Source organism: Shewanella sp. SM69 (assembly GCF_025653985.1).
Classification (GTDB): Bacteria; Pseudomonadota; Gammaproteobacteria; order Enterobacterales; family Shewanellaceae; genus Shewanella; species Shewanella oncorhynchi.
This window is the reverse complement of record NZ_JAKKRV010000028.1, coordinates 1-26,035: the sequence shown is the minus strand read 5'-3', so window position 1 is coordinate 26,035 and position 26,035 is coordinate 1. Positions and strand designations below refer to the sequence as shown.

Annotated in this window: 22 protein-coding genes; 9 read left to right on the top strand and 13 right to left on the bottom strand. The window is 46.7% G+C overall.

Annotated elements, in window-relative coordinates; genetic code table 11:
• Window positions 1-107 precede the first annotated feature (107 nt).
• The 3 genes from L5M37_RS22845 to purH all read right to left on the bottom strand — a co-directional run bounded on the left by L5M37_RS22845 (window position 108) and on the right by purH (window position 6,484).
• Window positions 108-3,338 (bottom strand): ImpA family metalloprotease, encoded by a 3,231-nt coding sequence (locus L5M37_RS22845; protein ID WP_263201885.1) that lies wholly within the window; start codon window positions 3,336-3,338, stop codon window positions 108-110.
• Between the two features lie 178 nt (window positions 3,339-3,516).
• Window positions 3,517-4,815, bottom strand: a complete 1,299-nt coding sequence (gene purD, locus L5M37_RS22840) for a phosphoribosylamine--glycine ligase (RefSeq protein WP_263201884.1) — start codon at window positions 4,813-4,815, stop codon at window positions 3,517-3,519.
• A 70-nt stretch (window positions 4,816-4,885) separates the two neighbouring features.
• A complete protein-coding gene (purH, locus tag L5M37_RS22835; protein ID WP_263201883.1) occupies window positions 4,886-6,484 on the bottom strand; it encodes a bifunctional phosphoribosylaminoimidazolecarboxamide formyltransferase/IMP cyclohydrolase in 1,599 nt (532 codons plus the stop codon).
• 352 nt (window positions 6,485-6,836) lie between these two features.
• On the opposite strand from purH, the gene zntR reads away from it, so the two are divergent.
• Both zntR and L5M37_RS22825 read left to right on the top strand, forming a co-directional pair.
• Window positions 6,837-7,334, top strand: a complete 498-nt coding sequence (zntR, locus tag L5M37_RS22830; RefSeq protein WP_263201882.1) for a Zn(2+)-responsive transcriptional regulator — start codon at window positions 6,837-6,839, stop codon at window positions 7,332-7,334.
• Window positions 7,335-7,336: 2 nt separating this feature from the next.
• Window positions 7,337-8,833 carry an SO_0444 family Cu/Zn efflux transporter gene (locus L5M37_RS22825; protein WP_263201881.1) on the top strand — a complete coding sequence of 499 codons (1,497 nt, stop codon included), beginning with the start codon at window positions 7,337-7,339 and terminating at the stop codon, window positions 8,831-8,833.
• Between the two features lie 163 nt (window positions 8,834-8,996).
• Here the strand turns inward: L5M37_RS22825 and L5M37_RS22820 are convergent, their stop codons facing one another.
• Both L5M37_RS22820 and L5M37_RS22815 read right to left on the bottom strand, forming a co-directional pair.
• Window positions 8,997-9,698 carry a pseudouridine synthase gene (locus L5M37_RS22820; protein ID WP_263201880.1) on the bottom strand — a complete coding sequence of 234 codons (702 nt, stop codon included), beginning with the start codon at window positions 9,696-9,698 and terminating at the stop codon, window positions 8,997-8,999.
• A gap of 261 nt (window positions 9,699-9,959) precedes the next feature.
• A complete protein-coding gene (locus tag L5M37_RS22815) occupies window positions 9,960-11,126 on the bottom strand; it encodes an MFS transporter (RefSeq protein ID WP_263201879.1) in 1,167 nt (388 codons plus the stop codon).
• Window positions 11,127-11,735: 609 nt separating this feature from the next.
• Between L5M37_RS22815 and L5M37_RS22810 the strand changes: the two genes are divergently transcribed.
• Window positions 11,736-13,136: a DASS family sodium-coupled anion symporter gene (locus L5M37_RS22810; RefSeq protein WP_131524207.1), complete on the top strand. Its 1,401-nt coding sequence runs from the start codon at window positions 11,736-11,738 to the stop codon at window positions 13,134-13,136.
• Between the two features lie 186 nt (window positions 13,137-13,322).
• Here the strand turns inward: L5M37_RS22810 and L5M37_RS22805 are convergent, their stop codons facing one another.
• Window positions 13,323-13,757 (bottom strand): hypothetical protein, encoded by a 435-nt coding sequence (locus L5M37_RS22805; RefSeq protein ID WP_263201878.1) that lies wholly within the window; start codon window positions 13,755-13,757, stop codon window positions 13,323-13,325.
• Between the two features lie 57 nt (window positions 13,758-13,814).
• Window positions 13,815-14,237, bottom strand: a complete 423-nt coding sequence (gene trxC, locus L5M37_RS22800) for a thioredoxin TrxC (protein ID WP_263201877.1) — start codon at window positions 14,235-14,237, stop codon at window positions 13,815-13,817.
• A 234-nt stretch (window positions 14,238-14,471) separates the two neighbouring features.
• Here trxC and L5M37_RS22795 point away from each other — a divergent pair, with 234 nt between their 5' ends.
• On the top strand, window positions 14,472-14,807 hold the full coding sequence (locus L5M37_RS22795; RefSeq protein ID WP_011845636.1) for an FKBP-type peptidyl-prolyl cis-trans isomerase: 336 nt from the start codon (window positions 14,472-14,474) through the stop codon (window positions 14,805-14,807).
• Between the two features lie 142 nt (window positions 14,808-14,949).
• Window positions 14,950-15,918, top strand: a complete 969-nt coding sequence (locus tag L5M37_RS22790) for a sensor domain-containing diguanylate cyclase (RefSeq protein WP_263201876.1) — start codon at window positions 14,950-14,952, stop codon at window positions 15,916-15,918.
• 27 nt (window positions 15,919-15,945) lie between these two features.
• Here the strand turns inward: L5M37_RS22790 and L5M37_RS22785 are convergent, their stop codons facing one another.
• From L5M37_RS22785 to L5M37_RS22765, 5 genes are all read right to left on the bottom strand, one after another.
• Window positions 15,946-16,371: a DUF1850 domain-containing protein gene (locus L5M37_RS22785; RefSeq protein WP_263201875.1), complete on the bottom strand. Its 426-nt coding sequence runs from the start codon at window positions 16,369-16,371 to the stop codon at window positions 15,946-15,948.
• Window positions 16,372-16,416: 45 nt separating this feature from the next.
• Window positions 16,417-18,450 carry a TRAP transporter permease gene (locus L5M37_RS22780; RefSeq protein ID WP_131524216.1) on the bottom strand — a complete coding sequence of 678 codons (2,034 nt, stop codon included), beginning with the start codon at window positions 18,448-18,450 and terminating at the stop codon, window positions 16,417-16,419.
• 108 nt (window positions 18,451-18,558) lie between these two features.
• Window positions 18,559-19,515 carry a TAXI family TRAP transporter solute-binding subunit gene (locus L5M37_RS22775; RefSeq protein WP_263201874.1) on the bottom strand — a complete coding sequence of 319 codons (957 nt, stop codon included), beginning with the start codon at window positions 19,513-19,515 and terminating at the stop codon, window positions 18,559-18,561.
• A gap of 279 nt (window positions 19,516-19,794) precedes the next feature.
• Window positions 19,795-19,917: a hypothetical protein gene (locus L5M37_RS22770; protein ID WP_105250371.1), complete on the bottom strand. Its 123-nt coding sequence runs from the start codon at window positions 19,915-19,917 to the stop codon at window positions 19,795-19,797.
• Between the two features lie 365 nt (window positions 19,918-20,282).
• Complete coding sequence (locus tag L5M37_RS22765) at window positions 20,283-21,779, bottom strand: DUF853 domain-containing protein (RefSeq protein ID WP_263201873.1); 1,497 nt, start codon at window positions 21,777-21,779, stop codon at window positions 20,283-20,285.
• A gap of 367 nt (window positions 21,780-22,146) precedes the next feature.
• Between L5M37_RS22765 and L5M37_RS22760 the strand changes: the two genes are divergently transcribed.
• From L5M37_RS22760 to L5M37_RS22745, 4 genes are all read left to right on the top strand, one after another.
• On the top strand, window positions 22,147-22,278 hold the full coding sequence (locus L5M37_RS22760) for a hypothetical protein (protein WP_263201872.1): 132 nt from the start codon (window positions 22,147-22,149) through the stop codon (window positions 22,276-22,278).
• 11 nt (window positions 22,279-22,289) lie between these two features.
• Window positions 22,290-22,715: a hypothetical protein gene (locus L5M37_RS22755; RefSeq protein ID WP_006084327.1), complete on the top strand. Its 426-nt coding sequence runs from the start codon at window positions 22,290-22,292 to the stop codon at window positions 22,713-22,715.
• A 114-nt stretch (window positions 22,716-22,829) separates the two neighbouring features.
• Window positions 22,830-23,708 carry a neutral zinc metallopeptidase gene (locus tag L5M37_RS22750; protein ID WP_263201871.1) on the top strand — a complete coding sequence of 293 codons (879 nt, stop codon included), beginning with the start codon at window positions 22,830-22,832 and terminating at the stop codon, window positions 23,706-23,708.
• 51 nt (window positions 23,709-23,759) lie between these two features.
• Complete coding sequence (locus L5M37_RS22745) at window positions 23,760-24,215, top strand: NUDIX hydrolase (protein ID WP_263201870.1); 456 nt, start codon at window positions 23,760-23,762, stop codon at window positions 24,213-24,215.
• 25 nt (window positions 24,216-24,240) lie between these two features.
• Here the strand turns inward: L5M37_RS22745 and L5M37_RS22740 are convergent, their stop codons facing one another.
• Window positions 24,241-25,440 carry a class I SAM-dependent methyltransferase gene (locus L5M37_RS22740; protein WP_263201869.1) on the bottom strand — a complete coding sequence of 400 codons (1,200 nt, stop codon included), beginning with the start codon at window positions 25,438-25,440 and terminating at the stop codon, window positions 24,241-24,243.
• Window positions 25,441-26,035 lie beyond the last annotated feature (595 nt).

Here is a 26,035-nt window from a genome sequence, read left to right as displayed (position 1 = left end):
GAACCTAGGTATGTGCTTTACATCACATTTTAAGGTAAACATAAACCCCGCCAGAGCGAGGTTTATGAATAGCGTTAGTATCTTAGCGAGATTAAGGTTTAGCACACTTATGGTTTGGTGCACTGGGTTGGCGAACCCACGCCTTTCCACAGGGTTGTACCATCAGTGAGTGACAGGGGCACAAAGGTTAAACCTTGGCTCATATTGGCGGGTGGCAAGTCGGTTTCTAACTCATACATGCCCATGGGGATAGCCCCTGATGTGGCATTGGCGGCTGTTTGCGCGGCCGCAAGGCTTGAGTAGTGCAGGCCTAACATATCGAAATGGCTGCGCCAATCTTTGCCTGTGAGTTTACTCAAAGACACCAGCATAAAGTCGTTGCCCGGAATATCTTTCACCGTTTTGCCACCGTAGACACTATTGCCTTCAAACGAAAATTGGCCAAAGCCCAGTTTGCTGCGATTCGCTTCCCAATCACTGGCGTTATTCGCATATTTACCGAAAATACGACTGTGTTGATACAGCAAGGTAAAGAGATTAAAGCCATTGTTCAGAGTGGTGCCGTCACTGAGCGTCATGCCGTGAGCCTTAAGCGCCATTTGGATGTAAAACGCCATGCGATAACCGTTATGCACTGCATAAGCATTGCTGGCCCAAGGCGCAGTGTATCTGTCTTCACCAGCATCGAGCACCTTACAATTGGCGCCAAACACTAGGCGTTTACCACTGGTGTCTGTTGTACCTGCGGCATCGGACATAAACACATAAAAGAGATCCTTGTGGTTCATGTGACCATCGGTCACTGTGCTTGTATTACCGTCGCGCAGATAATGGGTTTTCCACTTCACCACATAGGGGAAGATATTGTTGGAGTTTTCCCCTGCGCGGCTGCCATAACCTGCCCAGTTATCACTCTCGCTTGCCGCAGCATATTGCACATTGAGACGGTTAGTTTGCAGATTGTGGCCTAACTCATGGTTATCACCCCAACCCGTTGGGTCGATATTCCATGCTGCGTCCCAAGGGTTACCGCTACAACCTCCACCGCACTGGGCATTTTGGTCATAATTCGCGTGTTGAATGATAGTGCGGGTATGCAGACTATTATCGATACAGTCGTCGCCAAACAGTCCTTTGCAGGCCGCTAGTACATCGGCAGGTAAGGATTCACTTAAGCTCTTGCCTTGGATCTTAAGCCCCGCAAGGGTGTAAACGCTGTTGATATGGTCATCGACAATACTTTTGAGTAGCGCGTTTACATCGGGCACATCCCCGCCGATGGCGTTTAAAAAGCGGTCGCGACGCAGATGCTGCTCGGCACCATCGGTACGTAAGTCCACATGGGGTAATTCGGTATTTTGGATGCGATCGTTAAAGGCTGCTATTTCTGCAGGGTTTGAAAAATCCATAATGGTCGGATGTTTAGCCACATGCTCAGCGCTGACTTCGACACTTAACGCGCCGCCATCAGCACTCGAAGTATCGATATACAGATAAATCGGCCCGCCGTAGGGGGAAGAAAATTCAAGACTTTGTCCTTGAGCTAAGCGCAGGCGTTGCTGCGCCAACTCCAATGGACCGCGGTAGATTTTCTGCTCATAGGCACGGTTAGTATTGCGTCTGTGGTAGTTGAGTTTGATCTCCACATTCGCAGCGCTGCTATCGAGACGAGTCAGCTTAATGGTTTGTCCTGGCAGTGCATACCAGCCTGTGGTCGTCCATTGGCCTGCATAGGGCACGCTAATGGTTTTATGTTCTGTGACAGTCGCAGGATAAGCGTAGTGCGCATTGCTGCCCTTGCTGAGGTTAGCTCTGTCGGTAACATATTCACCTAAATCTGGCTGGGCTAAGTTATGGCTACGGGCATAGCTGACGGTCCAATCGGCAAATAGGGCCTGCTGCCACTGGGCGTATTCGCTGTAGGCTATGGGGTAGTCAATCTCGCTGCGATACTTATCGGCGAGCAGCAGTCCGGCCTTCATCAAGGGGAAGTCTGCTTTGGTAAACACATCGATAGCATGGTTATCTAAGGTTTCAGCATTGGCTCGATACCAATCGGCACCCGCTTTGAATGAGTCAACAAAGGCGGCAGTATTACAGCTCAAGTAATTACCGCCGCAGTCGTTGAGTACTGAGGTGTCGAAGCGGCCTTCGTTAAGCTTGCCGAGCAAATTATTCACCTTGGCCAGGGCGGTGTCTTCGACCAAAATATCGGTCACACTGAGGTTATTGGCATTGAGTTTTGACCAGTAATTGCCAGAGGTAGAAAGCCCCATCTCAAGATAAAGTGGCGACAGTATTGGGCTTTCATTACGCCAGTAGTTAGAGAGCAACAAGGGAATTCCTGCCGCTTTGGCGTTAGCGATCGCGGCTTTTATGCCTGCAAAACCGAGTGACTGACGGTCTATGTCACTAATGATAATCAGATCCGGTTTCAGTGTGTTGATACAGTTGCTTAACTCGCTGTAGTCACAGGTATTTGCTGTATTAATGCTATGGGCTGCGGGGTAGTTGTTTGTGAGCCAAGTGCGGATCCCTTCATTATGGGGAAAGTACCAACTGTCAGCCTTGCTCGGCATTTGGGCGGTCACTATGCTGAGGCCGTCGGTTTTATCGGCGCCTTTGGTCAGCCAGCCTAAAAGGTTTTTCAATAAAGTATCGGTTTGCGCCGAAGTGTTGACAGAAAATAGATTTCCTCCCATGGCCGCATATCTTTGCCCCTGTTGCTCGCCCGCCATCACTAACCCACGAACGGCGCTTGCCCCACTGCCATCGACATTTGATGGTAAGACAGTAAAAGTGTTCTCCGGCATAAAGCTCGAAAAGGTAATTGAGTCATGGGTTGGATGCCAAGAGATGCTGCTACCGACACCTTGATATAGCTGATTTATCTGGGCTTTACGTTTGATGTCGATATTAGCGAGTTCGGCGATGCTGAAATCAATTAACTCACTCGCACTGGCAAGCCTGTGGTCTTGGTGTTTAATGGCATTTTCGGCATTACTGATAAATGTCGGCGTGATAGTGCAATCGGCCGTCATGGCCGCAGTGGTGTAAGTCAGCACATTGAGCGTGCCACCACAGCCAGTAATGCCCTCAAGCGTAAAGCCGGTATCGGCAGTAACGCTAAAAATAGCGCTTTTGCCAGACTCCACTTTTTGGCTGCTTGGACTCAGTGCGCCACCTATTACCGATAGGCTGTTGGCGGTGTATTGTACCAGCGCGGGAGGTTGGACTGGCGGCTGAGTGGGTGGTGTTGTCGTGCCAGCATCTTCTGAGCCGCCACCGCATCCGCTAAGCAGTATGGCAATGGAGGCATAAAGTAGTCTAATCCTCATGGGGAGTCCTTGATCTTGGTGTATTTAACATTTGGTTGACATTGTATCTTGTTGCTCCTATTTTCAATAGAATTAATTACATAATTTTATTTTAAATCATGATGTTATATTTGACGCTTGTCAAAAAACAGGCACAAAAAAACCGGCTTCTTGCCGGTTTTTTTAATAGAGATATTAATTAATCTTGCTGTTCACGTGCGATTGCGCGATAACCAATATCGGTACGGAAATACACATCATCCCAGTGGATTTCATCAACCAATTTATAGGCGGCTTTTTGCGCTTCGGTGACGGTGTTACCCAATGCCGTCGCACACAATACGCGACCGCCGTTGGTAACGACGTGGCCGTTTTTCATCTCAGTGCCCGCATGGAAAACTTTGCCGTCGTTATTGCCAAGGCTGAGACCCTCGATCACATCAAATTTGCGATACTCATCTGGATAACCGCCAGCGGCCAATACCACACCCACGGCTGCGCGCTCGTCGTATTCTGCGGTCACTTTATCTAACTCGCCACGGGTGGCGGCTAAACAGAGTTCCACTAAGTCAGACTTTAACCGCATCATGATTGGCTGAGTTTCTGGATCGCCGAAGCGGCAGTTGTACTCGAGCACTTTGGCGCTGCCATCGGGCGATATCATCAAACCCGCATACAGGAAGCCCGTGTAGATATTGCCTTCAGCCGCCATGCCATCAACCGTCGGGCGAATCACGTTCGTCACAGTCCAATCGTGTACCGCTTGGGTCACCACAGGTGCTGGCGAGTAAGCGCCCATACCACCCGTGTTTGGACCATAGTCGCCGTTATCGCGGGCTTTATGATCTTGGCTGGTGGCCATTGGCAGAATGTTTTTGCCATCGACCATGACGATGAAGCTGGCTTCTTCGCCTTTAAGGAATTCTTCAATGACCACGCGTGAACCCGCTTCGCCAAACTTGTTACCAGCGAGCATGTCATCAATTGCGGCATCGGCTTCAGCTTGGTCTTGCGCGATAATCACGCCTTTACCTGCGGCTAAACCGTCAGCTTTGATGACCACTGGATAACCCGTTGTGGCCGTTAATTCACGCACGAAGGCTTTAGCGTCGCTGATTTCAGTGCAGTTTTTGTAACCCGCAGTTGGAATATTGTGGCGGGCTAAAAAGTCTTTAGTGAAGGCTTTTGAACCTTCGAGTTGGGCTGCGGCTTTAGTAGGGCCAAAAATCGCTAAACCTGCGGCGTTGAAGGCATCGACGACACCGATAACGAGTGGTGCTTCTGGGCCGACTATGGTCAGTTCAATCTTATTGGTTTTCGCAAAATCGAGCAGAGCAGGGATGTCGGTGGCGCTGATCGCCAGATTTTCAACATTAGGTTCTAGGGCTGTGCCCGCATTGCCGGGTGCTACATAAACGGTATCAACTTGAGCCGATTGAGCGGCTTTCCACGCTAGGGCATGTTCGCGGCCGCCGCCACCAATGATTAACACTTTCATGGTTAAAACTCCCACACATCGCAAAGGAAAAGGCCCTAATCGCTAGGGCCAAGTTTGATTTAAGTTGTTATCAATGACGGAAGTGGCGCATGCCTGTCATCACCATGGCCATGCCGTGCTCGTCTGCTGCTGCGATGATTTCAGCATCGCGCATTGAGCCACCCGGTTGGATGATGCAGCTAATGCCCGCAGCCGCTGCGGCATCGATACCGTCACGGAAGGGGAAGAAAGCATCGGATGCCATTACAGAGTTCACCACTTCTAAACCTTCATCGGCAGCCTTGATGCCGGCGATTTTAGCGCTGTAAACGCGGCTCATTTGGCCAGCGCCGACACCGATAGTCATGCCGTCTTTGGCGTAAACGATTGCGTTAGATTTAACGAACTTCGCCACTTTCCAGCAGAACATTAAGTCTTTCAGTTCGCTTGCAGTAGGTTGACGTTTAGAAACAACTTTAATGTCTTCTAAACCGACCATACCTTGATCGCGATCTTGCACCAGTAAGCCGCCGTTAACACGTTTGTAGTCTAAGGTTTGGGTCTTAGTATTCCACTGACCACATTCTAATAAACGCACGTTGGTCTTTTTCGCAACCACATCGCGCGCCGCTTGGCTGACGCTTGGGGCGATAATCACTTCAACGAATTGACGCTCAACGATCGCACTCGCCGTCGCAGCATCTAATTCGCCGTTGAAGGCGATAATGCCACCGAAGGCTGAGGTTGGGTCAGTTTGATAAGCGCGGTTATAGGCATCGAGTAAATCTTTGCCTAAGGCCACACCACAGGGGTTAGCGTGTTTAACGATAACGCAGGCGGGTTCCAAGAATTCTTTTACGCACTCAAGGGCGGCGTCGGTATCGGCAATGTTGTTGTAAGACAAGGCTTTGCCTTGCAACTGAATCGCGGTAGCCACAGAAGCTTCATCAATTTTAGTGTCAACATAGAAAGCCGCTGCTTGATGGCTGTTTTCGCCATAGCGTAAGTCTTGTTTCTTCACTAATTGGGTGTTGAAAGTGCGTGGGAACTTAGAATCAGCAAAGCATTCGTCCGTGCTGTGTGCAGGAACCATAGTACCGAAGTAGTTGGCGATCATGCCATCGTAACCCGCAGTGTGCTCAAAGGCCGCAATCGCTAAATCGAAACGCGTCGCATGGGTTGTGCAGCCATTGTTAGCCGTCATTTCTGCAAGTACGCGATTGTAATCGGCCGCATTCACCACGATAGTCACATCTTTATGGTTTTTCGCCGCAGCGCGCACCATAGTTGGACCGCCAATATCGATATTTTCGATAGCGTCTTCTAAGGTACAACCAGCTTTAGCCACAGTTTCAGCGAAGGGATAAAGGTTAACCGCAACCAGATCGATGGCATTGATATTGTTGTCGGCCATCACGCTTTCATCAAGACCGCGGCGCGCTAAAATGCCGCCGTGCACTTTAGGGTGCAGCGTCTTAACGCGACCGTCCATGATCTCAGGGTGTCCTGTGTAATCAGATACTTCGATAACAGGCACGCCGTTATCCGCTAACAGGCGAGCGGTGCCGCCAGTTGATAACAGTTCCACACCTTGGGCGTGAAGTGCTTTGGCGAACTCGAGAATTCCGGTTTTATCTGAAACGCTTAACAGCGCGCGACGAATGGGTCTGACATTATTTGCAGCAGTCATTTGGGTACAGGGTCCAGTTATTTTAGTTTCAAGGATCTTTCGGAAAACAGAACAGGCTTAACGCTGTACTGCTTTCCAAAAGTCCCTTGGTCCTATTTTTACTTTATTAGCTAACTTTTTATCCCTTCGTCACAGCGCGCGTATTCTAGCGTAAAACTCGATTTACGGGTGTTTTTTCTGCGTGATTTCACAATATTCATATCAGAACAAAGCGGCATTGCCGTGTTGGCTTTCAGTAAAGTTAAAATTACCTCTTGACCTTGGAGTAGGCTCCAAGGTTTATACTTGCATTATTGAGTTGTATGCTGGAAATGATCCCTGAGTTGTGGGCTATTTCGCAAAGGATGAAGACATGTATCGTATTGGTGAATTGGCGGATTTATGTGAGGTGAAAGCCGACACGTTAAGATTCTACGAGAAGCACGGCCTACTCGCGCCGTCGAGCCGTACTGAGTCTGGCTATCGAGTATATACCGAGGCCGATGCTGCGCGATTACGCTTTATTTTACGGGCGAAAGCTGTGGGTTTTACCCTCAATGAAATCAGTGAATTGCTGTCAATTGAACTCGATAAATCTAACCGAGTCTGTGCCGATGTAAAAGGCATGGTTGATTGTAAATTGGCTCAAGTACAGGCCAAAATTGCTGAGCTGAATCATTTTCAAGCGAGTTTACAAAGCTTGTCTGATGCCTGTTGTGGTGGGCCACGTAGCGCCGAACATTGCTCTATTTTAGAGGCGTTGGAGTCCAGCACTGAGCGGGTACGCGTTGAGCATCACTCTCATAATGTAAATCAGTACCAAGCGCAGAATAATCACGGCAAAGCCATTAATGAAGAGTCAGGGAATTAATTATGTTACTGAAGAATTTTATTGATCTGTTTTTAGACTCGGCGCCTTGGTTGTTACTGGGCCTGATTTTAGCTGGGCTATTAAAAGTATTCGTGCCAATGGCGTGGATGCAAAAGCAGCTCGGTGGTCACGGTTTTAAAACCGTAGTGAAAGCGGCGCTGCTTGGCGCACCTTTACCTTTGTGTTCTTGTGGCGTTATTCCCGCAGCAGTTGGGCTGCGCCGTTCTGGTGCCTCTAAAGCAGCAACGACTTCCTTTTTAGTGTCGACGCCAGAAACGGGCGTCGATTCAATCGCTGTTTCCTACGTGTTACTCGGCCCCTTTATGGCGATCGTCAGACCGATAGCAGCGATTACCAGTGCGATTGTGGCGGGCTTACTCGTTGGCCGTGATGATGACGATGGCAAGTCAGTGGTTAAGGTAGAAACTCAATCAGATAAGCCATTAGAGGGTGAAGCGTCTTGCTGCGCCTCAAAATCAGTGGCTCAGCCAGAGATGGTAAAAGCCGAAGCGGTTAAAAGCTGCTGCTCATCGACTACGCCTGCGATAACGCCCGTAAAGTCTTCCTGCTGTGGTAATGACAATGTTGATGCACCTGCAGCCGAGCCAAAGCCGAAGATCAAAATGACGCCTATGGAGGCGCCGAGCTTAATGGCAGGTTCTTCAAGTGTTATGGCTGTTGGCGGTCAAACCATGGGATCTGTTCAAACTATGGGTTCTGTGGTCAAGGTTAACGCTGCTAAAGCAGAAAGCGTGGGGTCATGTTGTGGCAGTCAAACCACAGAGCCTGAAAAAATAGTGGTGGTGAAAAAAGGCGCTTGCTGTGGTGGCAGTGCTAAGGATGCTGAGCAGGTTAGTGCTAACACTGCAGGCGATAGCTGCTGTGCCTCTACTCAAGATATGGCGACTGAATTTAAGTCGCAATCGGTACTCAGTCGTATCGGAATTGGCCTTAAATATGCGGCAACGGATTTAGTGCGTGATACTACGCTGTGGCTGCTGGTGGGCTTATTTTTCGCAGCTCTGGTACAAACCTATGTGCCGGCTGACTTTTTGGCTAAATGGGGCGATGGCATTCTGGCTATGCTAGTGATGGTGCTCGTTTCTGTGCCTATGTATATTTGCGCGACCGCATCGACACCGATTGCCGCTGGATTATTACTGGCGGGTGTGTCACCGGGTGCTGTACTCGTGTTTATGATGGCAGGTCCGGCAACCAATATCGCGACTTTAGGCATAGTGGCTAAAGAGCTAGGTAAACGTGCGCTGTGGGGCTATCTTGGCGGTGTGATTGGCGTTGCCTTAGTGGCCGGTATGTTGGTCAATTATCTGGTTAATACTTTTGGTTTTGTGGTGATGCCACAAATTGGTGAAGAGCACCAAATGTTACCCCAATGGTTAGTGGCAACCTCTGGCATAGTGCTGGCGTTACTCATGGCAAAAGTGGTTTTTGAGAAGATCCCAAGAAGCTGGGTTCGCCGCAACGATTGCTGTTCTTAGTCGATTCATATTCCGCTAAGCAGTATCAAACAAATAAACATCCCAGTGTTGTTGCTAACACTGGGATTTTTTATGGGATTGATTTGCAAACCTATCAGTATTTGTTTGCTTTTTTAACGTCGATAAACGTAGGCGGCCTGTCTGCTTCAGCCTTGTTAATCGATTAGGATGGGAAGGAGCTTATCTCCGCCAAGGTTAAGTTGCGCCATTTCCCTACATCGATATCTAAGGCCACTGCGCCAATTTGCGCCCTGTGTAGGGCAACCACTTTATTGTCCACGGCGGCAAACATCCTTTTGACTTGATGAAACTTGCCTTCGGTGAGCGTGAGTAGCACGGTTTTTTCATCCACTTGCTGCAGTGTTGCTGGCAGAGTGAGGGCGGTTTCGCCCTGTAGATTTAGCCCAGCGGCAAACTTTGCGGCTATGGCTGCAGTCGCTTCGCTGTCGAGTGGATCTCGCAGTTGGACACGATAGACTTTTTCGCACTGATATTGAGGCGAGATAATATTAAACGACCAGCGGCCATTATCAGTCAGTAGCACTAAGCCTGTTGTATCAGCATCTAGGCGGCCAACGATGTGCAGGTCAAATGCACGTTCGATATCGAGCAGATGAAATAGCGAAGGGTAGGCTCCATCCACATTTGAGCACAAGGTATTAGCAGGTTTGTGCAACATGATATAGCGAGATGGGCGTGGCGCTAGCGGCTTTCCATTAAGGCTGACAGTATTATTTTCATGCACTTGCATCGCGCAGTTTGTCGCGATAGCGCCATTGACTGTGATTGAGCCGCTAAGAATGGTGACTCTTGCGGCTTTGCGATCAAGATCTGTGCTTTTACAGAGGAATTTATCGAGGCGCATAGTGAAATCTCAGGAAAAACAGTCAGCACAGGTGTTTAAGTAAGCTGCATTATCGCGACTTAGGGAGGATAAGCAACTGCCCTGTCTGAATGTTAAAACTAAGCGTACTGATTTTTAACGTTATGACCTTTGTGGATCATCTTGCTGTTCGTTTTGTATTGATTTGACCGCAGATGTTTTCTATTTGAGCCACTCGATGAGCATGTCGTTTATTAAGTGGCTGCTTATTGAGTCGCAGTGCAATGTATTTTATGGGACTTGTTAAGGCGAGGAAAAACTTGGCTTAGTGTTAATAAGTAATTGAGCAAAAATGTAAATACTGCTCAGAATACAGCATATGCCTAAATACATGAGTAAGCCGAACTCCGTTTGGCCAAAACTGCTGGCCACTAATGGGCCTATCACTGACCCCACCGAATAGCTCAGCAGCATCACTTGAGTCGCTGAAACAATTTGGCTAGCAGGCAAGTCGTCACAAGCTAAGCTGATTGCAATCGGGTAAAGGGCAAAAGCGCTGGCGCCAAGCAAGAGAAATCCAATAATCAGTGTCATATTTGAATGCTGAGTGAGTAGCAATAATGCTGCGACACCCAGTAGGCAAAAGCTTACTATCAAGCCACTTTTGTTAACTCGAGGAGATAAATAACTGACTAAAGGTTGTACTAGCATGCCACCCACTATAATGAGGGCCATAAATTGTCCTGTTTGCTGATCAAGCCCCATATCCAGTGCCACATAGATGGGAAGTAAACCATAGATAGGGCCAAGCAATAATCCAGAGACTAAACATCCCATAATGGCAGGCTGACTTAGGTTTTTTAGCGCAGACAATGACATTGATTGTTGTTCGCTTACCTGAGGTTGACCGCGTTTTACCAGTAGCGCGGGTAAACTTGCCGCGGCTAATAATCCCATGATCACTAGGTAAGGTAGATTGCCTTTTGTACCTAAATAATCAATGGCTAATTGTCCTAAGGCAGTGCCTCCATAAAGCGCTGTCATATAAAGTCCAAGCCGCTTAGCGCGTTGCTTTTGGGTATCGGCCATTAATAGCCATGATTCAACCACCACAAAAATCCCTGCAACCGCAAATCCCGCTATAAGTCGAGAGGCTAACCAGACTCCACTTTTGGGGATTAATATCATAGCGACAACGCTGCAAAGAAGGATATTCAAAAAAAGGATAAAGGCTTTACTATGGCCGATACGGGCAACAACAGGAGCAATACAAAGCGCCCCCAGTAATAAACCTAAATAAAAAATACTGGCCAGTAATGGAGCAAGTGAGGTGCTGAGTTCGAAAAAAGTGAGCGACAGTGGGATTAAGCTCATTAAGTAGCCTGATGCCAAAGCAAACAAACTTAACCCTGCTACTGGGACGAAAAGGCTGGGCTTTTGAGCCGACTGAGTTAAGGCAATTTTTTCCACGGGCGGTTCCGAAAACAGACAAATAATATACAGCGGGCGGGGTTGCGGTCGCGACTTTAGGCTGGATCGCTAACAGGGTAAAGTGAGTTAGATTGACTGTGGTGGTGAATAATATTTGTGTTTACTATTCATGTAGATATTGGGTTTTCTATGTTGCTTTGTTGCAATACGTTTGTGTTGTTCGCTTGCTGTTCACTGCGTCGCAGTTTTAGTGCACATTCAACGATATCTAGATTCGATTTAGCGCTACACATTCAATTTAGTGCCAAATTTGGGGAATAATACCTAATCCTACCAATGATCAGAAGGTATGATTAATTAGTTGATTATCACCTTGGTAGAAAGTGTGGTGTGATTTATGTCTCAGTTTTAAACATTAATTAAATTACAACGTGGGCAAGGTTTTGTTCGATCTTTGTCCGTTTGAAATTTTAAAACAAAGGTGTCGATCAGAATTTGGTGATTATTGTCGCTAATCGGCTATTTGTGCGTGCTGGCTCAGCAATAAATGTTGTTGCCAAGTGATAAAATTACAAAATAAACCGCTTTGCCAAGTGTGATCTATGTCCTAAATTTGCGTCAAAATAAAATGGTATTAAGGTTGTAACCATGTCTTTAACAGATTCAAGTAATGCTCCACCCAATAAAGCTCCCGTCAGCGAGGGGCTCGATAAGAAAAAAATGCTGATCCTAGTGGCAGATATTGTGCTGTTATTTGCACTTTATTACGGTTTACCTTTCGAACAAGGGGTGAATACTGGGCTGGCCATTTTGTTCTTTGCAGCGATTCTTTGGCTGACCGAAGCGATTCATATCAGTATCACTGCGATTCTCGTTCCTATACTCGCCGTATTCTTTGGGGTGTTTGAAACCAAGGAGGCAATGAGTAACTTTGCCAATCCCATCATTTACTTATTCTTTGGTGGTTTCGTATTGGCTGCGGCCTTGCATCATCAAAAGATTGATACCCTCATAGCGCAAAAGCTGCTGCTAGCCTCTAAGGGCAAACTCAGTATCGCCTGTTTGATGCTGTTTGGAGTAACTGCGTTGCTATCGATGTGGATCAGCAATACCGCGACTACGGCGATGATGTTGCCATTGGCACTGGGGATTTTGCAGCAGCTCGACCGCGAAAAATACCACAGCACCTATGTATTCCTTCTGCTCGGTATTGCCTATTCAGCCAACATCGGCGGTATTGGTACTTTAGTGGGTAGCCCACCGAATGCGATTGCTGCGGCTCAAGTGGGCTTAAGTTTTAGTGATTGGCTGAAGTTTGGTATTCCAACCGTTATCCTCATGCTACCTATGATGTTGATTGCCTTGTATTGGTATTTTAAGCCTGATCTTTCTGCCAAATTCGATGTGAATGTTGAAGCTCAGAAGCTGACATTTCAGGGGAAATTTACTCTGCTTATCTTCCTGACTACCGTATGTTGCTGGATTTTCAGTGTGCCGTTAGCCAAGGCATTAGGTGGCATCACTCAGTTTGATACCATAGTCGCCTTAGGTGCCGTCGTTTTACTCTCGGGCTTAGGTTTGGTCGGCTGGAAGAAAATTGAATCGACCACAGATTGGGGTGTACTCATATTGTTTGGTGGTGGTTTAACATTGAGCGCAGTACTAAAAACGACTGGCACTAGCGTATTTTTAGCTCACTGGATGACAGATATTTTCGGTAGCACTCACATGTCGTTGTTCGTCTTTGCTGTGATTGCTTTTGTGGTGATGTTGACTGAATTTGCCAGTAACACCGCCAGCGCTGCACTGTTAGTGCCTGTATTTGCTGCGATTGCTGAGGCATTAGGCATATCACCTGTAATGTTATCTGTACTGATTGGTATTGCAGCTTCTTGCGCCTTTATGCTGCCGGTGGCGACACCGCCCAATGCTATCGTTTATGGTTCTGGCCATATCAAGCAATCGGAAATGGTGCGAGTGGGTATGATCATCAACTTTATCAGTATGATAGTCTTGGGTATTATCGCTCATACCTTCTGGGATATTTAACACTGATATAGTTCATGGCAACTTTGTGTTTCAACGTTGCCGCTATATTTGTGTTTCAACGTTGCCGCTATAATAGTATTCGCCTTATGAAGAGCATAGGGCGGATACTGATTTTGTTTTTAGCTGAGTCGTACCGAGTTTTTGGGCTTAGTGTTTCGAAGCTTACTCTATGCTTATGTTTTGCACTTAATTTGAGGTTAAGTTGCGACTAAAAGTATTTGCGCTATAAATTGCTTGATGTTGATAACGTAGATAAAAGATTTCTTTTACGTTGATGATATCAATCTGTTCAATGTCATTTTTATATAATACGGGAGCGGTATCGCCTTCCGTGACAGTAACGGCTTGTAAAATAATAGGCTTATCTGTTATGGCAAAAAACACTTCTGCTTGCTGTAAATTCTCTGAAAGATAAACATAAGCTGTCTGTGGCTCGGCAGAATTATGATCACTGCGAGTAAAGGCTATCCCTTGCTTGAATGGACGAATGCATTGCTGAGTTTCATCGTTCCAAGTCCCTCCCTTGTCGAGACAAGTATCAATTGTGAGATGTTGTTGTAAACCCCATCCTGTCACCACTAGCAAGAGCACTGCGCCCAGTAAGAACATTGCTTTTTTCAATTTTCGTTACCTTTACAAATTAGCTCGGCTGAGCGGTTGTATCTTAGCTCAATCCTCTTATTTATAGGCATTTAACCATTGGTTAAACGCTGAGGAGGGCAAAGCTCCGGCTTGCTGGGCGAGTATGTGGCTTTGTTTAAAAATCATTAAGGTTGGAATAGATCGAATATTAAATTGAGCCGCGAGGGCTTGCTGTTCTTCAGTATTGATTTTACCGAAGCGAAATTGAGGCTCCCAAGTTTTAGCTGCTGCAGAAAATATGGGCGCAAAACTTTTACAGGGCCCACACCAGCTGGCCCAAAAGTCAACGACTAGGGGAAGCTCTGATTTATTAGCATGGTTGGCAAAGTTTGCGCTATTGAGTTCAATTGGCGCAGCCGTAAAGACACTGAGCTTACATTTACCGCAAGTGGGTTGTTGGTTTAAACGCTCATCGGGAACGCGGTTTAACGTATCGCAATGGGGGCAGGCAATAATCATGGCAAAGCTCCAAAATAAAACGTTTATACGACTTATATATTGGGCTAACCGACAGTAATTTAAAGAGCGAGTGATGATGTTATCGCCCATGATGACCTTATTATTAAGGATAAAGAAGTGAACCGAGCTGCAGAAATGTTTAGATTGCGCCGACAAGCCCGCTCGTCGGTGATAAAATCCTGCGCAAAGTTGAATATCACGCCCTAAGTGCGAACAAGAAAAGAGAATGAAGATATGACTGAATTAGAAGTAATCGATCTGCAAGTGGGCGAAGGAAAAGAAGCGGTAAAAGGCGCACTGATCACCACCCAATATCGTGGATTTTTGCAGGATGGTACCCAATTCGATTCATCCTATGACCGTGGTCAGGCGTTTCAATGTGTAATTGGTACTGGCCGAGTCATTAAAGGCTGGGATCAAGGTATTATGGGGATGAAAGTGGGTGGCAAACGTAAGTTGTTAGTCCCAGCTCACTTAGCCTATGGCGAGCGCCAAGTGGGGGCTCATATCAAACCAAATTCTGATCTTACCTTTGAGATCGAATTGCTCGAAGTGCTGACTCGCGATTAAGCGTGACAGGACTGCGAGAGTCTGTGTAAGCTCGATTGAGCCAATATGATTCTGGCTCATTTTGCACTCCTCGCTATGTTTCTTCGGCATTGGGTGATTTACACTGGACTCAATTTTCCCACTTAAAGGAAAGAGATTTGTCGTGGCTTTGGATACTGCAGCAGAGTTAATTGCGCAACTTCAGGCTGAGATCGCTCAGCTAAAAAGTGAAAACGCTCATTTAGCAGCGTTGAATTATCGTGCCGAAGAAAAACTCTTTGCGGCCCTCGATGGTAATGGTTTATGTCTATGGGAACAGCATATTCCAAGCGGAAATTTAACCATATTTAACATGCGCTGGGGCGAAATGCTCGGGTTTAGTCCTGAAGAGTTTGCTGCCCATGTTGATATCTGGAAAAGTAAATTACACCCCGAAGATAAAGAATGGGTGATAAAAGCCTTTGAAGATCATGTGAATGGTCAAGCCGATTACTATCAAGCAGTTCACAGAATGCTACACAAAGATGGCAGCATAACCTGGGTGTCCGATCGTGGGCGTATTGTCGAGCGCTTAGCTGATGGAACACCATTGCGAATGATGGGCAGCCATATCGATATTACTCAAGAAAAGCGCTACGAAATAGATTTAGCCCGTTTAGCCCACAGTGATCCACTCACCAACTTAATGAATCGCCAAGCTATTGCCAAAGTATTCGATGAATCCTCGCAACCAGGTATTCACGGTGCGTTATTTTTTATCGACCTTGATGGTTTTAAAGCGTTAAATGACCGTCACGGCCATAAGTTTGGTGACAGCCTGTTGATGCACGTTGCGCATACTTTGGTATCTCATGCAGGTGAATTTGCGCAGATCGCACGGTTAGGGGGTGACGAGTTTGTGATATTACTGCCGTCATTTGATCGTGAATCTTTAGGGGCGCTCGCACAATCATTGCTCGATGTTTATCGAGATAAATTCCTGCTAGAAGGTTGTGAAGTAGAGGTAGGCCTGAGTATCGGTATTGATATATTTGGCTATGGTGATAGTTTTGCCGAGAGTTGTGATCGCGCGGATGCCGCCATGTATCGCGTGAAACACCAAGGAAAGCATGGATATTGTTTTTATCAGTAAGCAGATGATTACTATCCCTTAACTTGCCTAGCGAACATCAATTGGCGTGACATTTGAAAAGCCGCAACCCCAAAGTTCAACCGCGGCTGTTTGTTTGTTGGGTACGCCAATCCAATGACTCATGGCTTGGCATTGCACTTTTCCTGAGATTTGAGTGAAGCAAAGTTCAAAATCCCCTGCTTCGGGCGTGCGACCTAAGCGCAACACAGGCAAAATGGGCAGCTTGGGCTGATAATGCCAGCTGCCATTTTTAAAATAAGCATCATCTGGGATTTCCATTCCTGCACCCGTACCTTTCACTCTTGCTTCGACCAACACTAATCCTTGTGGGGTGACGTTATAGTCTTCCTCCCAGCGAATTTTTTCTATGCTATGGTTCCATGCCAAGGTGAAGTTGTCTGTGGGCACTTGGGCCCACAGTGTGCCCGCTAGGCCTAAACACAGGCCTAGCATCTGTTTACCTTCAAAGACTGATTAACGACCAATAATCTCAAAAGCTTATCCTTGCTCTGCGAGACGTTTGAGTTTGCGTGCTCGCCAGCTGTGTTGCACGATAAATAGCAGCGCGAGCCCAAAGCCAATTTCATCACTCAACGGCGTAGCAAGAATTAAGCTAGCACCTGCAAGGAAGCCGATAACGCGTTCCCACCAGTAGAGTTTTTGTAATAGATATCCGGTAAAGATGACGCCCCAAATACCAATACCCACAGTCGCTTTTAGCAATACAAACCCAGTGGCTAACCAGCTATCACCTTGAAGCATCAAAGCGGGATCGTAAACCGCCATAAAGGGGATCACAAAACCTGCAATGGCGATACGGATTGCCCAAAGGCTGATCTTAAGGCCTGATTCCTTCGCGATTGGTGCTGCGGCAAAACAGGCTAAGGCAACGGGAGGCGTGAGATCGGCCATGATGCCGAAATAAAATACAAACATATGCGACACAATCAGTGGCACACCGAGGTCTAGTAATGCGGGAGCGGCAATCGAGCTAGTAATAATGTAGTTAGGGATGGTGGGGATCCCCATGCCGAGCACTAGGCAAGTGACCATAGTTAACACGAGTGATAAGAACAAGTTATCTTGGCCAACGGCAAGAATATAGCTCGCGAAGGTCGAGGCAATTCCTGTCAGTGACACTATGCCGATAATCACACCGACTAAAGCACAGGCGATACCCACAGGCACGGCATGACGGGCGCCTTCTACCAGTGCATGCAAGCAGATGGTAAGAGTATCTCTGCCGCCTTTAATAAACCAACAAATGGCGACTAATAAGGCGATAACCCCAAATACGACCCCGATCCCGAGTTGGAAGAAGCCTGCGCATAGGATGCCAAGGGCAATCCAAAAGGCAATCCGCATCGCCATTGAGGAAAGTCGCAGTACTATGGCTGAGCCTAAAATTACTATCGATGTGAGGGCGAGTCCTACCATGCCTGAGAACAGCGGCGTTCTACCCGAAAACAGCAAGTAGACTAAAATAAACAAGGGGATAAGGAGATACCAACGCTCTTTAATTGCCGCCCATGGATTAGGGCACTGATCTTTAGGCAGGCCACAGAGATTGGCGCGTTTGGCTTCTAAATGCACCATCCAAAATACGGAGCAGAAATAAAGTAGCGCAGGGATCAATGCCGCTTTGGCTATCTCGATAAAGGGGACGTTAATGGTTTCGGCCATGATAAAGGCCACTGCGCCCATGATCGGCGGCATGATTTGGCTGCCCATACTCGATGTTGCCTCTACCCCGCCGGCGAAGGCTGGGCGATAACCGAATCGTTTCATGAGTGGAATGGTAAATTGGCCCGTTGTGACCACGTTGGCAACACCTGATCCTGTAATCGTCCCCATCAATGCCGATGACACTACCGCAACTTTTGCTGGACCACCGAGCTTGTGGCCAAATAATCCCATGGCAAAGTCGGTAAATAAACGGATCATTCCGGCTTGTTCTAAAAAGGAGCCGAAGAGAATAAACAGGAATATATACGTCGCCGATACATAGGTTGGTGTGCCGTATAGCCCTTCGGTACCGAAGGCTAATTGATTGATGATCTGATCGAATCCATAGCCGCGGTGCATTAAGTCACCGGGTAAATACTGGCCAAATAAGCCATACATCAAAAAGATGCTACAGATGATCGGTAGCGCCCAGCCCATGACTCGGCGCGCTGCTTCAAACACTAATACGATCAAAGTGATACCTATCACTATATCCGCATCGGTCAGATCGCCTGAACGTTGAATTAAGTCGGCTTCGAAATACCACTGATAAGCCGCTGTGGCCATACCAGCTAGACCGAGTAGCCAAGCGAGTGGCTGCCAAGGCTGAGATTTTCCTCTAGCGGGATAACTTAAAAAAACCACTAACAGTAAAAAGCCCACATGGGTGGCACGCAGTACTTGAGTCGAGACGGGATGAAAAGCGGCAGTGATGATTTGAAAAATAGAAAAAATTAGGGCTGTATAAAATAGAGCCTTGGGCCAATCGCCAGTATTTGCGCTGAGACCTTGTTGGGGATCACTCATATTATGCCTCACAGCATTAGACTACAGAGATGATATAAACGAGATGCCGTTATTTAACGGCATCTCAATTGCTTAGTTTGGAATAGGATGCACAGATATCAGTAAAACTTAGAGTGCACCAACTTCTTTGTAATAACGTTCTGCACCTGGGTGCAGTGGAATTGGCAGATTTTTCGTCGCTTTATCTACGCTGATGGTCTTCGCGGCGGAGTGCGCGTTACCGAGTCGGTCTAAGTGCTCGAACATGAGTTTTGTCATCTGATAGACTAAATCATCCGATACACCGCTTTGAGTCACCAGTAAATTTTGAATGGCGACGGTAGAAACGTCGGTGGTTTGGCCTTCATAGGTCGATGCTGGGATCACGCCATGTTGATAGGCGGGATTGTTAATCTTAGCGATCACATCTTCTGGAATTTCAACAAAGTTGATTGCCATAGTCGCAGCTAAGTCACGGATAGCAGCCATGCCGAGACCGGAAGATTGTAAAGTGGCGTCTAATTGACGATTTTTGATTAGCTCAACGGATTCGGCATAGGGTAAAAACTCGACTTTCCCCATGTCTTCGTAACTTAGTCCCGCAGCCTTGAAAATCGATCTGGCATTGAGTTCTGTCCCTGATTTAGGGGCACCCACTGAGATGCGTTTTCCCTTTAAATCAGCCAAGGTTTTAATGCCAGACTCTTTATTGGCGACGATTTGAATGTAGTTAGGATAAGCCGAGGCAAGTACTCGGATTTTATCCAGCGGCGTTTTAAAGCCTGCATCAATATCACCTTGATATGCTGCTGCGACTGAATCACCTAGCGCGAGCGCTAATTCACCACGACCCGCTTGCAATAAATTGAGGTTTTCTACTGAGGCTTTAGTTGCTTGAACTGAGGTTTTAGAACCTTCGATTCCTGTGCCGTAGAGTTGCGACAGCGCAACGCCAATAGGGTAATACACACCACTGGTGCCGCCTGTGAGAATGTTGATAAAGGCGGGGGCAGCAGCCATAGCGGCAGCACTGAGTGTGAGGGTCACTGCTGCGCCGACGGCGACAAAACGTTTTTTGATTTTCATTATGAAATATCCTTATTTTTTATAGTGTTATGTAGGGTCTTTCGAGCGGGAAATACCGTAATCAGCTCAATATAACTACATAAAACCTGAAAAAGGTCAATTAGGCTATAGTCGATAGCTGCTACTTTTGTATCATAAAACTGAGATCTGAGACTGTTTTGAGCAAGGTTGTATTGTGAGGTAAAACTTGGTTGGTTCAATGAAGCGGGCAATAAAAAGGGCTAACCTAAGTTAACCCTATTTGTGTTATTAGAGGACAAACCTCCTAATAACAAGACACTATTTAGTGTTATCTAAGAAACCTTTAGTTGCGTTTTTCGCATGTTTTGCTGCTCTTTTCTCTTTAGGAGACATCAGCGGTTGTTTCTTCGATTCTTTACGGTTTTTTTGCTCTTTACTCATATAAAACTCCATGTACTCTTTGGTTATTCATCAGGCTAATCATGTAAGCCGTACTTAATTGAACCTATTCCATGACGTCCTGATTGAAGCGAAATTTTTATCTCGAATTACAACATTTTAAATTACAAATATCTAAAATCATTGATAATTATCTGTGAATTTATTTGCCTCAATGAGCGATTACAGCAAAATAATCTTATCACCGAATTCCGTACCATGATCCATCTATCACTTAGAATAATTAATGCTAATGCTAGCGTTAACCTGTATAAGAAATATGCAAACAAGGACACAGTACCTCTATTTTCGTCAGTGTTTGTGGTTTTAGTGGGCCCTAATTGGAGGCTTAACTAAGTACCATATGCCTAACGTCGGCTCGATTTACCTAACATGCCACCTAATATACCGCGCAAAATTTGTTTACCTAATTGGCTTCCAACCGTGCGTGCCGCTTGTTTTGACAAGGTTTCAGCTAACCCTTGGCGGCGCTTATTGCCAAAAATGAGTTCACTGAACCAACCTTGTTCTTCGGCTTTTTGGCCCGTTTGAGCATCACTTGCTGTGGTTGTGGTGTCGCTGGTGGCGTTACCAACTCGTCTTTGGTTAAGGCGTTCGTAGGCCGATTCGCGGTTGATTAACTGATCGTATTTACCTCCAATCGGGCTTTGGGCGCGGACTTGTTGTAACTCCTCACTTGTGGCGGGTCCCATGCGGCAACGTGGCGGTGCGATGAGCGCGCGCTCGACCATAGTTGGCACGCCTTTGTCGGCTAACATAGACACTAAGGCTTCACCTACAGCGAGCTGGGATATGACGTCGCTAACAACCAGTTTGGGGTTAGGCACAAAGGTTTCGGCGGCGGTTTTAACGGCCTTTTGATCCCTTGGCGTGTAAGCTCGCAGGGCATGTTGAATACGATTACCTAATTGTCCGAGAATTTCGATTGGGACATCATCAGGAAATTGCGAGCAAAAATAAACGCCTACGCCTTTTGAGCGAATTAGGCGCATGATCTGTTCAACGCGTTTTAATAGACTCGGTGGGCAACCCTCAAAGAGTAAATGCGCCTCATCGATAAAAAACACTAACTTAGGTTTTTCGGGATCGCCGACTTCGGGCAGATTCTCAAATAATTCTGAGAGTAGCCAGAGTAAAAAACTTGAATATAAACGGGGTGTTAAAATCAGTTTGTTTGCTGCTAATAAATTGATAATGCCGCGTCCTTGCAAATTAGTGCGCATTAAATCTTCAAGCTGTAACGCGGGTTCACCAAAAAAGTCTTTGCCACCATCGCGCTCTAATCCTAGTACCGAGCGTTGTATCGCTGCGAGGGATTGGGCGCTGATTAAACCATATTTGGCGGAGATTTCTTTGCGTTCCTCGGCAACTAAGGCCAGCATGGCCCGCAGATCATCTAAGTCGAGCAGTAATAACCCTTGGTCGTCCGCTAGTTGAAAGACTATGTCTAAAATACCGCTCTGGGTGTCATTCAATTCTAAAATTCGGCCGAGTAAGGTTGGGCCCATTTCGCTGATGGTGGTACGCAGTGGATGGCCTTGAACGCCCGCTAAATCCCATAACACTACAGGGGTGGCTTCGTTGTGATAATCTTCAATGCCAATTTGAGTTGCCCTTTGTAATAGCTTTTCACTTGGGGTGCCCGCCATCGCTAGACCCGAGATATCGCCTTTAACGTCTGTGATAAAAACCGGCACGCCTTGGCGTGAAAAACCTTCGGCAATACTCATCAGCGACACGGTTTTGCCTGTCCCTGTGGCACCGGCAATTAACCCATGGCGATTGGCATACTTAAGATTTAAGTGAACCTGTTGTTCACCTTTTCCTATTAATAGCGTATTCAAAGGCATTCCTTATGTTAACGGTAGGGCTTATATTGGAATCGTTGCAGCATCCTTATTTAAGCCACTGTGTATCTAATCCACTTTAGTGTCGTCGTTCATGCGTATAAAAATTCATCATTGAGTGTTGGCCTTAGCGTAATTTATGTCAACATGGGGCCTGAATAAGCTTGATATCACTTAGCAAAAATGTGTGATTGGCAATATGGGCGTTACCTATGAATGAGGTGTGTTATTTGGGTCATTCACTGAGGCGTGCTTGATGGTGAAATTCCCTTTGATTATGCTGCTCTTGTTCTTTACTGTGCTGACATCTGCCTGCACCGAATGAGTCTGTGGTGCAAGAACCTGTGTTGAATCTTATGAGCCTATGCGAGATAAACAGCGCTGTGTTAATGAGGCGGATAAAAGCCGTTATCAGTATGCAAAAGTAAAAGCAGTAGAAGAAAAGCAACGGCTGAAAATGGCCATAGAACAAGCCACTCAAAAATCGTTAATGTAGAAAGGATATCTATGAAAGGTGCGGGCGGAACACAGGGCGGGACGGGACAATTTTTTATGGGTCTTGCCATGATGTGTGGTGGATTTTATTTATTGTTCAATGCAATACAAGTGAGCTCTAGTTTTGGACTGGGCTATGGTTTATATCGAGTAAATGCCTTTGGGCAAGGCATGTCGATCACCACTGGCATGGTGATGCTACCGTTTATTATCGGCATTGTGATGGTGTTTTTTGACGCTAAGAGTAAGTTAGCTTGGCTGCTGAGTTTAGGTTCGCTAACGGCCTTGATTGTAGGGGTTATCAGCTCGATTCAATTCCACTTTAAATCTATGTCGGCCTTTGAACTTATCGTGATCCTCGTTTTGGCCTTTGGTGGTTTAGGATTGTTTTTACGTTCACTGAAAGACGCGCCCACAAGCGATACACAAGCGAAATAATCACTAGACTCTTAAGCACTAGGCGCTAGAGTGCAAATACGAAATAGAGCTGTGCATCTAAGCGACTTTAATAGCGGTTTAATGAAAGTTTTAACTACAGAGTGAAGGAATGCGATGCGCTGGCGTGACACTGACAGAAGCTCCAATATCGAAGACAGACGCGGCCAGCAAATGGCATCTGCGGGTGTGCCGAGTGCCTTGTTACTCAGGTTCTTGCCCTTTTTACTGAGAACTAAACTTGGTCGTGTGGTGTTGCTCATCGGCGGCATTTATATTGCTTTTCAGTATTTTACCGGTGGTCTGTCACTCGACCCAAATACTCAATCTCATCTTAGCCAAGCTCAATCTAGTTCAACAACAGCGGTACAGGATGAAAATGCCCAGTTTGTGGCGGCCATTTTAGGCACCACAGAAACCGTTTGGGGCCAGTTACTCAAAGGGCAATATCGAGAGCCTAAGTTAGTGCTTTATCGCAATATGACCTCCACTGGCTGCGGTATGGGACAGGCGCAGTCTGGGCCTTTCTATTGCCCCGCCGATAGCAAGGTGTATATCGATCTTAGCTTTCTTGATGAGCTTAAAACCTTAGGCGCGGCCGGTGATTTTGCCTTTGCCTATGTGATTGCCCACGAGGTAGGCCACCATGTGCAAAACCTGCTGGGCACGAGCACTAAGGTGCGCCAAGCCCAGCAATCTGGCAGTAAAGTGCAGGCGAATCAATTGAGTGTCGCGCTTGAATTACAGGCAGATTGTTACGCGGGGATTTGGGGGCATTATGCCAATCAACAACTTAATTTACTTGAAGCGGGTGATTTAGCGGAAGGTATTGCCGCCGCCAGTGCTGTGGGTGACGATCGTCTGCAAAAGATGGCGGGTCGCGCCGTACAGCCCGATGCTTTTACCCATGGCAGTTCGGCGCAGCGGGTTAAATGGTTTAAGATAGGGTTTGATTCGGGAAATCTCGCCAGTTGTAATACTTTTTCGGCGAAGTGATTTAGTCTGATATCTCAAATACGTACCGAACAGAAATGTAAGGATAACTGAGTGGCCTTTAACGATACCTTTAGATTGAGCAGCCACGCGGTTATCACTAATGCGCAGGGACAAGTGCTGTTGCTTAAGGCCAATTACGGTAATTTTGCTTGGGGTTTGCCCGGTGGCGCACTTGAGCCCGGTGAAACGATTCACGAGGCCTTGGTGCGCGAATGCCAAGAGGAATTAGGCTTAGGTGTGCAGGTTAACTATTTGAGCGGCGTGTATTATCACAGCGCCTATCAATCCCAAGCCTTTATTTTTCGTTGTGAACTGCTATTGCCTGATGGGCCTGATGGGTCTGATGTGGCAAAAAATGGGGCAGAAGGTGAGCCATTGCCGATCCAATTAAGCCACGAACATTCAGAGTTTGCCTTTCACGATATCGACACCCTTAGCGCGGTTCAGCAGCAAAGAATTAAAGATTGCCTCAATTTCAACGGGGTTGTCATGAGCGCAAAGTTTTAATGCTTTGCCAGTAAACCGCCGGCCGTTAATCGGCTTGGTTTTGCGCGAGTAAGGTTTCTAAGCAGTGTTCCTTGATACCATAATAGGCTTTAATGTCAGCAATTTGCGCGAGTATTGCGGCGCTGTCTTTCTGATTGTGTTGTGGCTTTTTAACGGCCAAAATCATCTTATTTTTATTGGTATGTTCTAGGCTGATAAATTCAAACACCTTAGTCGCATAACCATTGGCTTCCAAAAATAGCGCACGTAATGAATCCGTCACCATTTCAGCCTGTTGGCCCATGTGCACTCCATATTGCAGCATAGGTTTGAACAACTCTGGGCTGTGCATCTGCGGGCGAATTTGTTTATGGCAGCAAGGCGAACACATGATGATGTCGGCATTGGCGCGAATACCATAATGAATCGCATAGTCAGTGGCGATATCGCAGGCGTGCAGCGCAATCATCACATCGGTTTGTTTAGGCGCATGGGTTCTCACATCGCCGCAGACAAACGACAATCCTTGATGATCCAGCGTTGCCGCCGTTTCATTACATAAATCGGCCAAGGCTTGGCGTAATTCCACCCCAGTCACCTGCGCATCATTGTGAAGGCTGTGGCGAAGGTAATCATGGATTGCAAAGGTGAGATAACCTTTACCTGAACCAAAATCGACCACATTGATTGGTTGATCATTCTTGTGGGGTGAGGCTTCGAGCGCTTGGCTAAAAACCTCAATAAACTTATTAATTTGCTTCCATTTACGCGACATCGCAGGAATAAGATTATGTTGGCTGTCCGTCACCCCTAGCTTGGTCAGGAAGGGACGTTCGATATCCACAAAACGTTTTTTCTCACGGTCATGTTCTAACGGCGCAGCTACGGTTTGTTTAACGTTATGTGTGCTGATTTGGACTTTGCCTTTTTTGCTGATCTCAAGCTGAACTTCTGCCTGCGCCGTGGCTAAGTGGGCGCTCTTAAAATCGCTACCGAGTAACAGTTTTATGCTGGCTAACCCTTCGTCATAACTCAGGTTTTTTGTGATGTGATTCGTCTGATGCTGATACACAAACGATAGCACAGGTTCATTCTGCAAACTGATCGGTCGAATCGTAATGCGCTGCAGGCTTTTATCTGCCCCTCGGTACTTACTCAACAATAGTTTGATCAGACTATTCTTCGCCAAGCTGTCAGCCAAAAGCTGGTAAAAATCATCAAAAGAATTAAGCGCTGAATGGGACATTATTGTTTCCGAAAAAGTAACCAAGAAAAACAGGGTGAGTATTCTAACCGCGATCCGCCGCTACCTAAAGTTATTCTCATCGAGAAGGGGTTTGGGGCAGAGCTCCACTGCTGATCTATCTGTTGAAATTCGTAATCTCGTGTAGGTTTTTGGCAAGCGGGATTTTGTCCCAACTCTTGTTTGAATTATTTAATCAAAGTCAAAGTCAACGTCGTGGGGTTTCACCCCACACCCGACCAAGGAAGACTGCTCGTCCTATCCTCCTTGGATGCTCCATGACGCCCCCAACGGAGTTGAAAGCCCCTTGTGCTCATTGACAAATTTGCTATCGCTTCCGAAGGATGCGTCCCTGCACCTGCGAAAGCTAGCTCGCCATATATGGACCCATCCGGTTTGCAAGACATTCGATAGCGATTATGAGAAGAGTTCATTGCACCCATATATTCGGCCTGTTATTGAGGTATGCCTCTGGCCCTGATGGATATCTGCTTCTACTGTCCTTATCATCCTTGCGGCTTCATTATGAGCCTATGGCGAGCTAAGGTTTTCAGTAGATCAGTCTGACTGTCTCATCATCAAATCAATTGTCATAGCA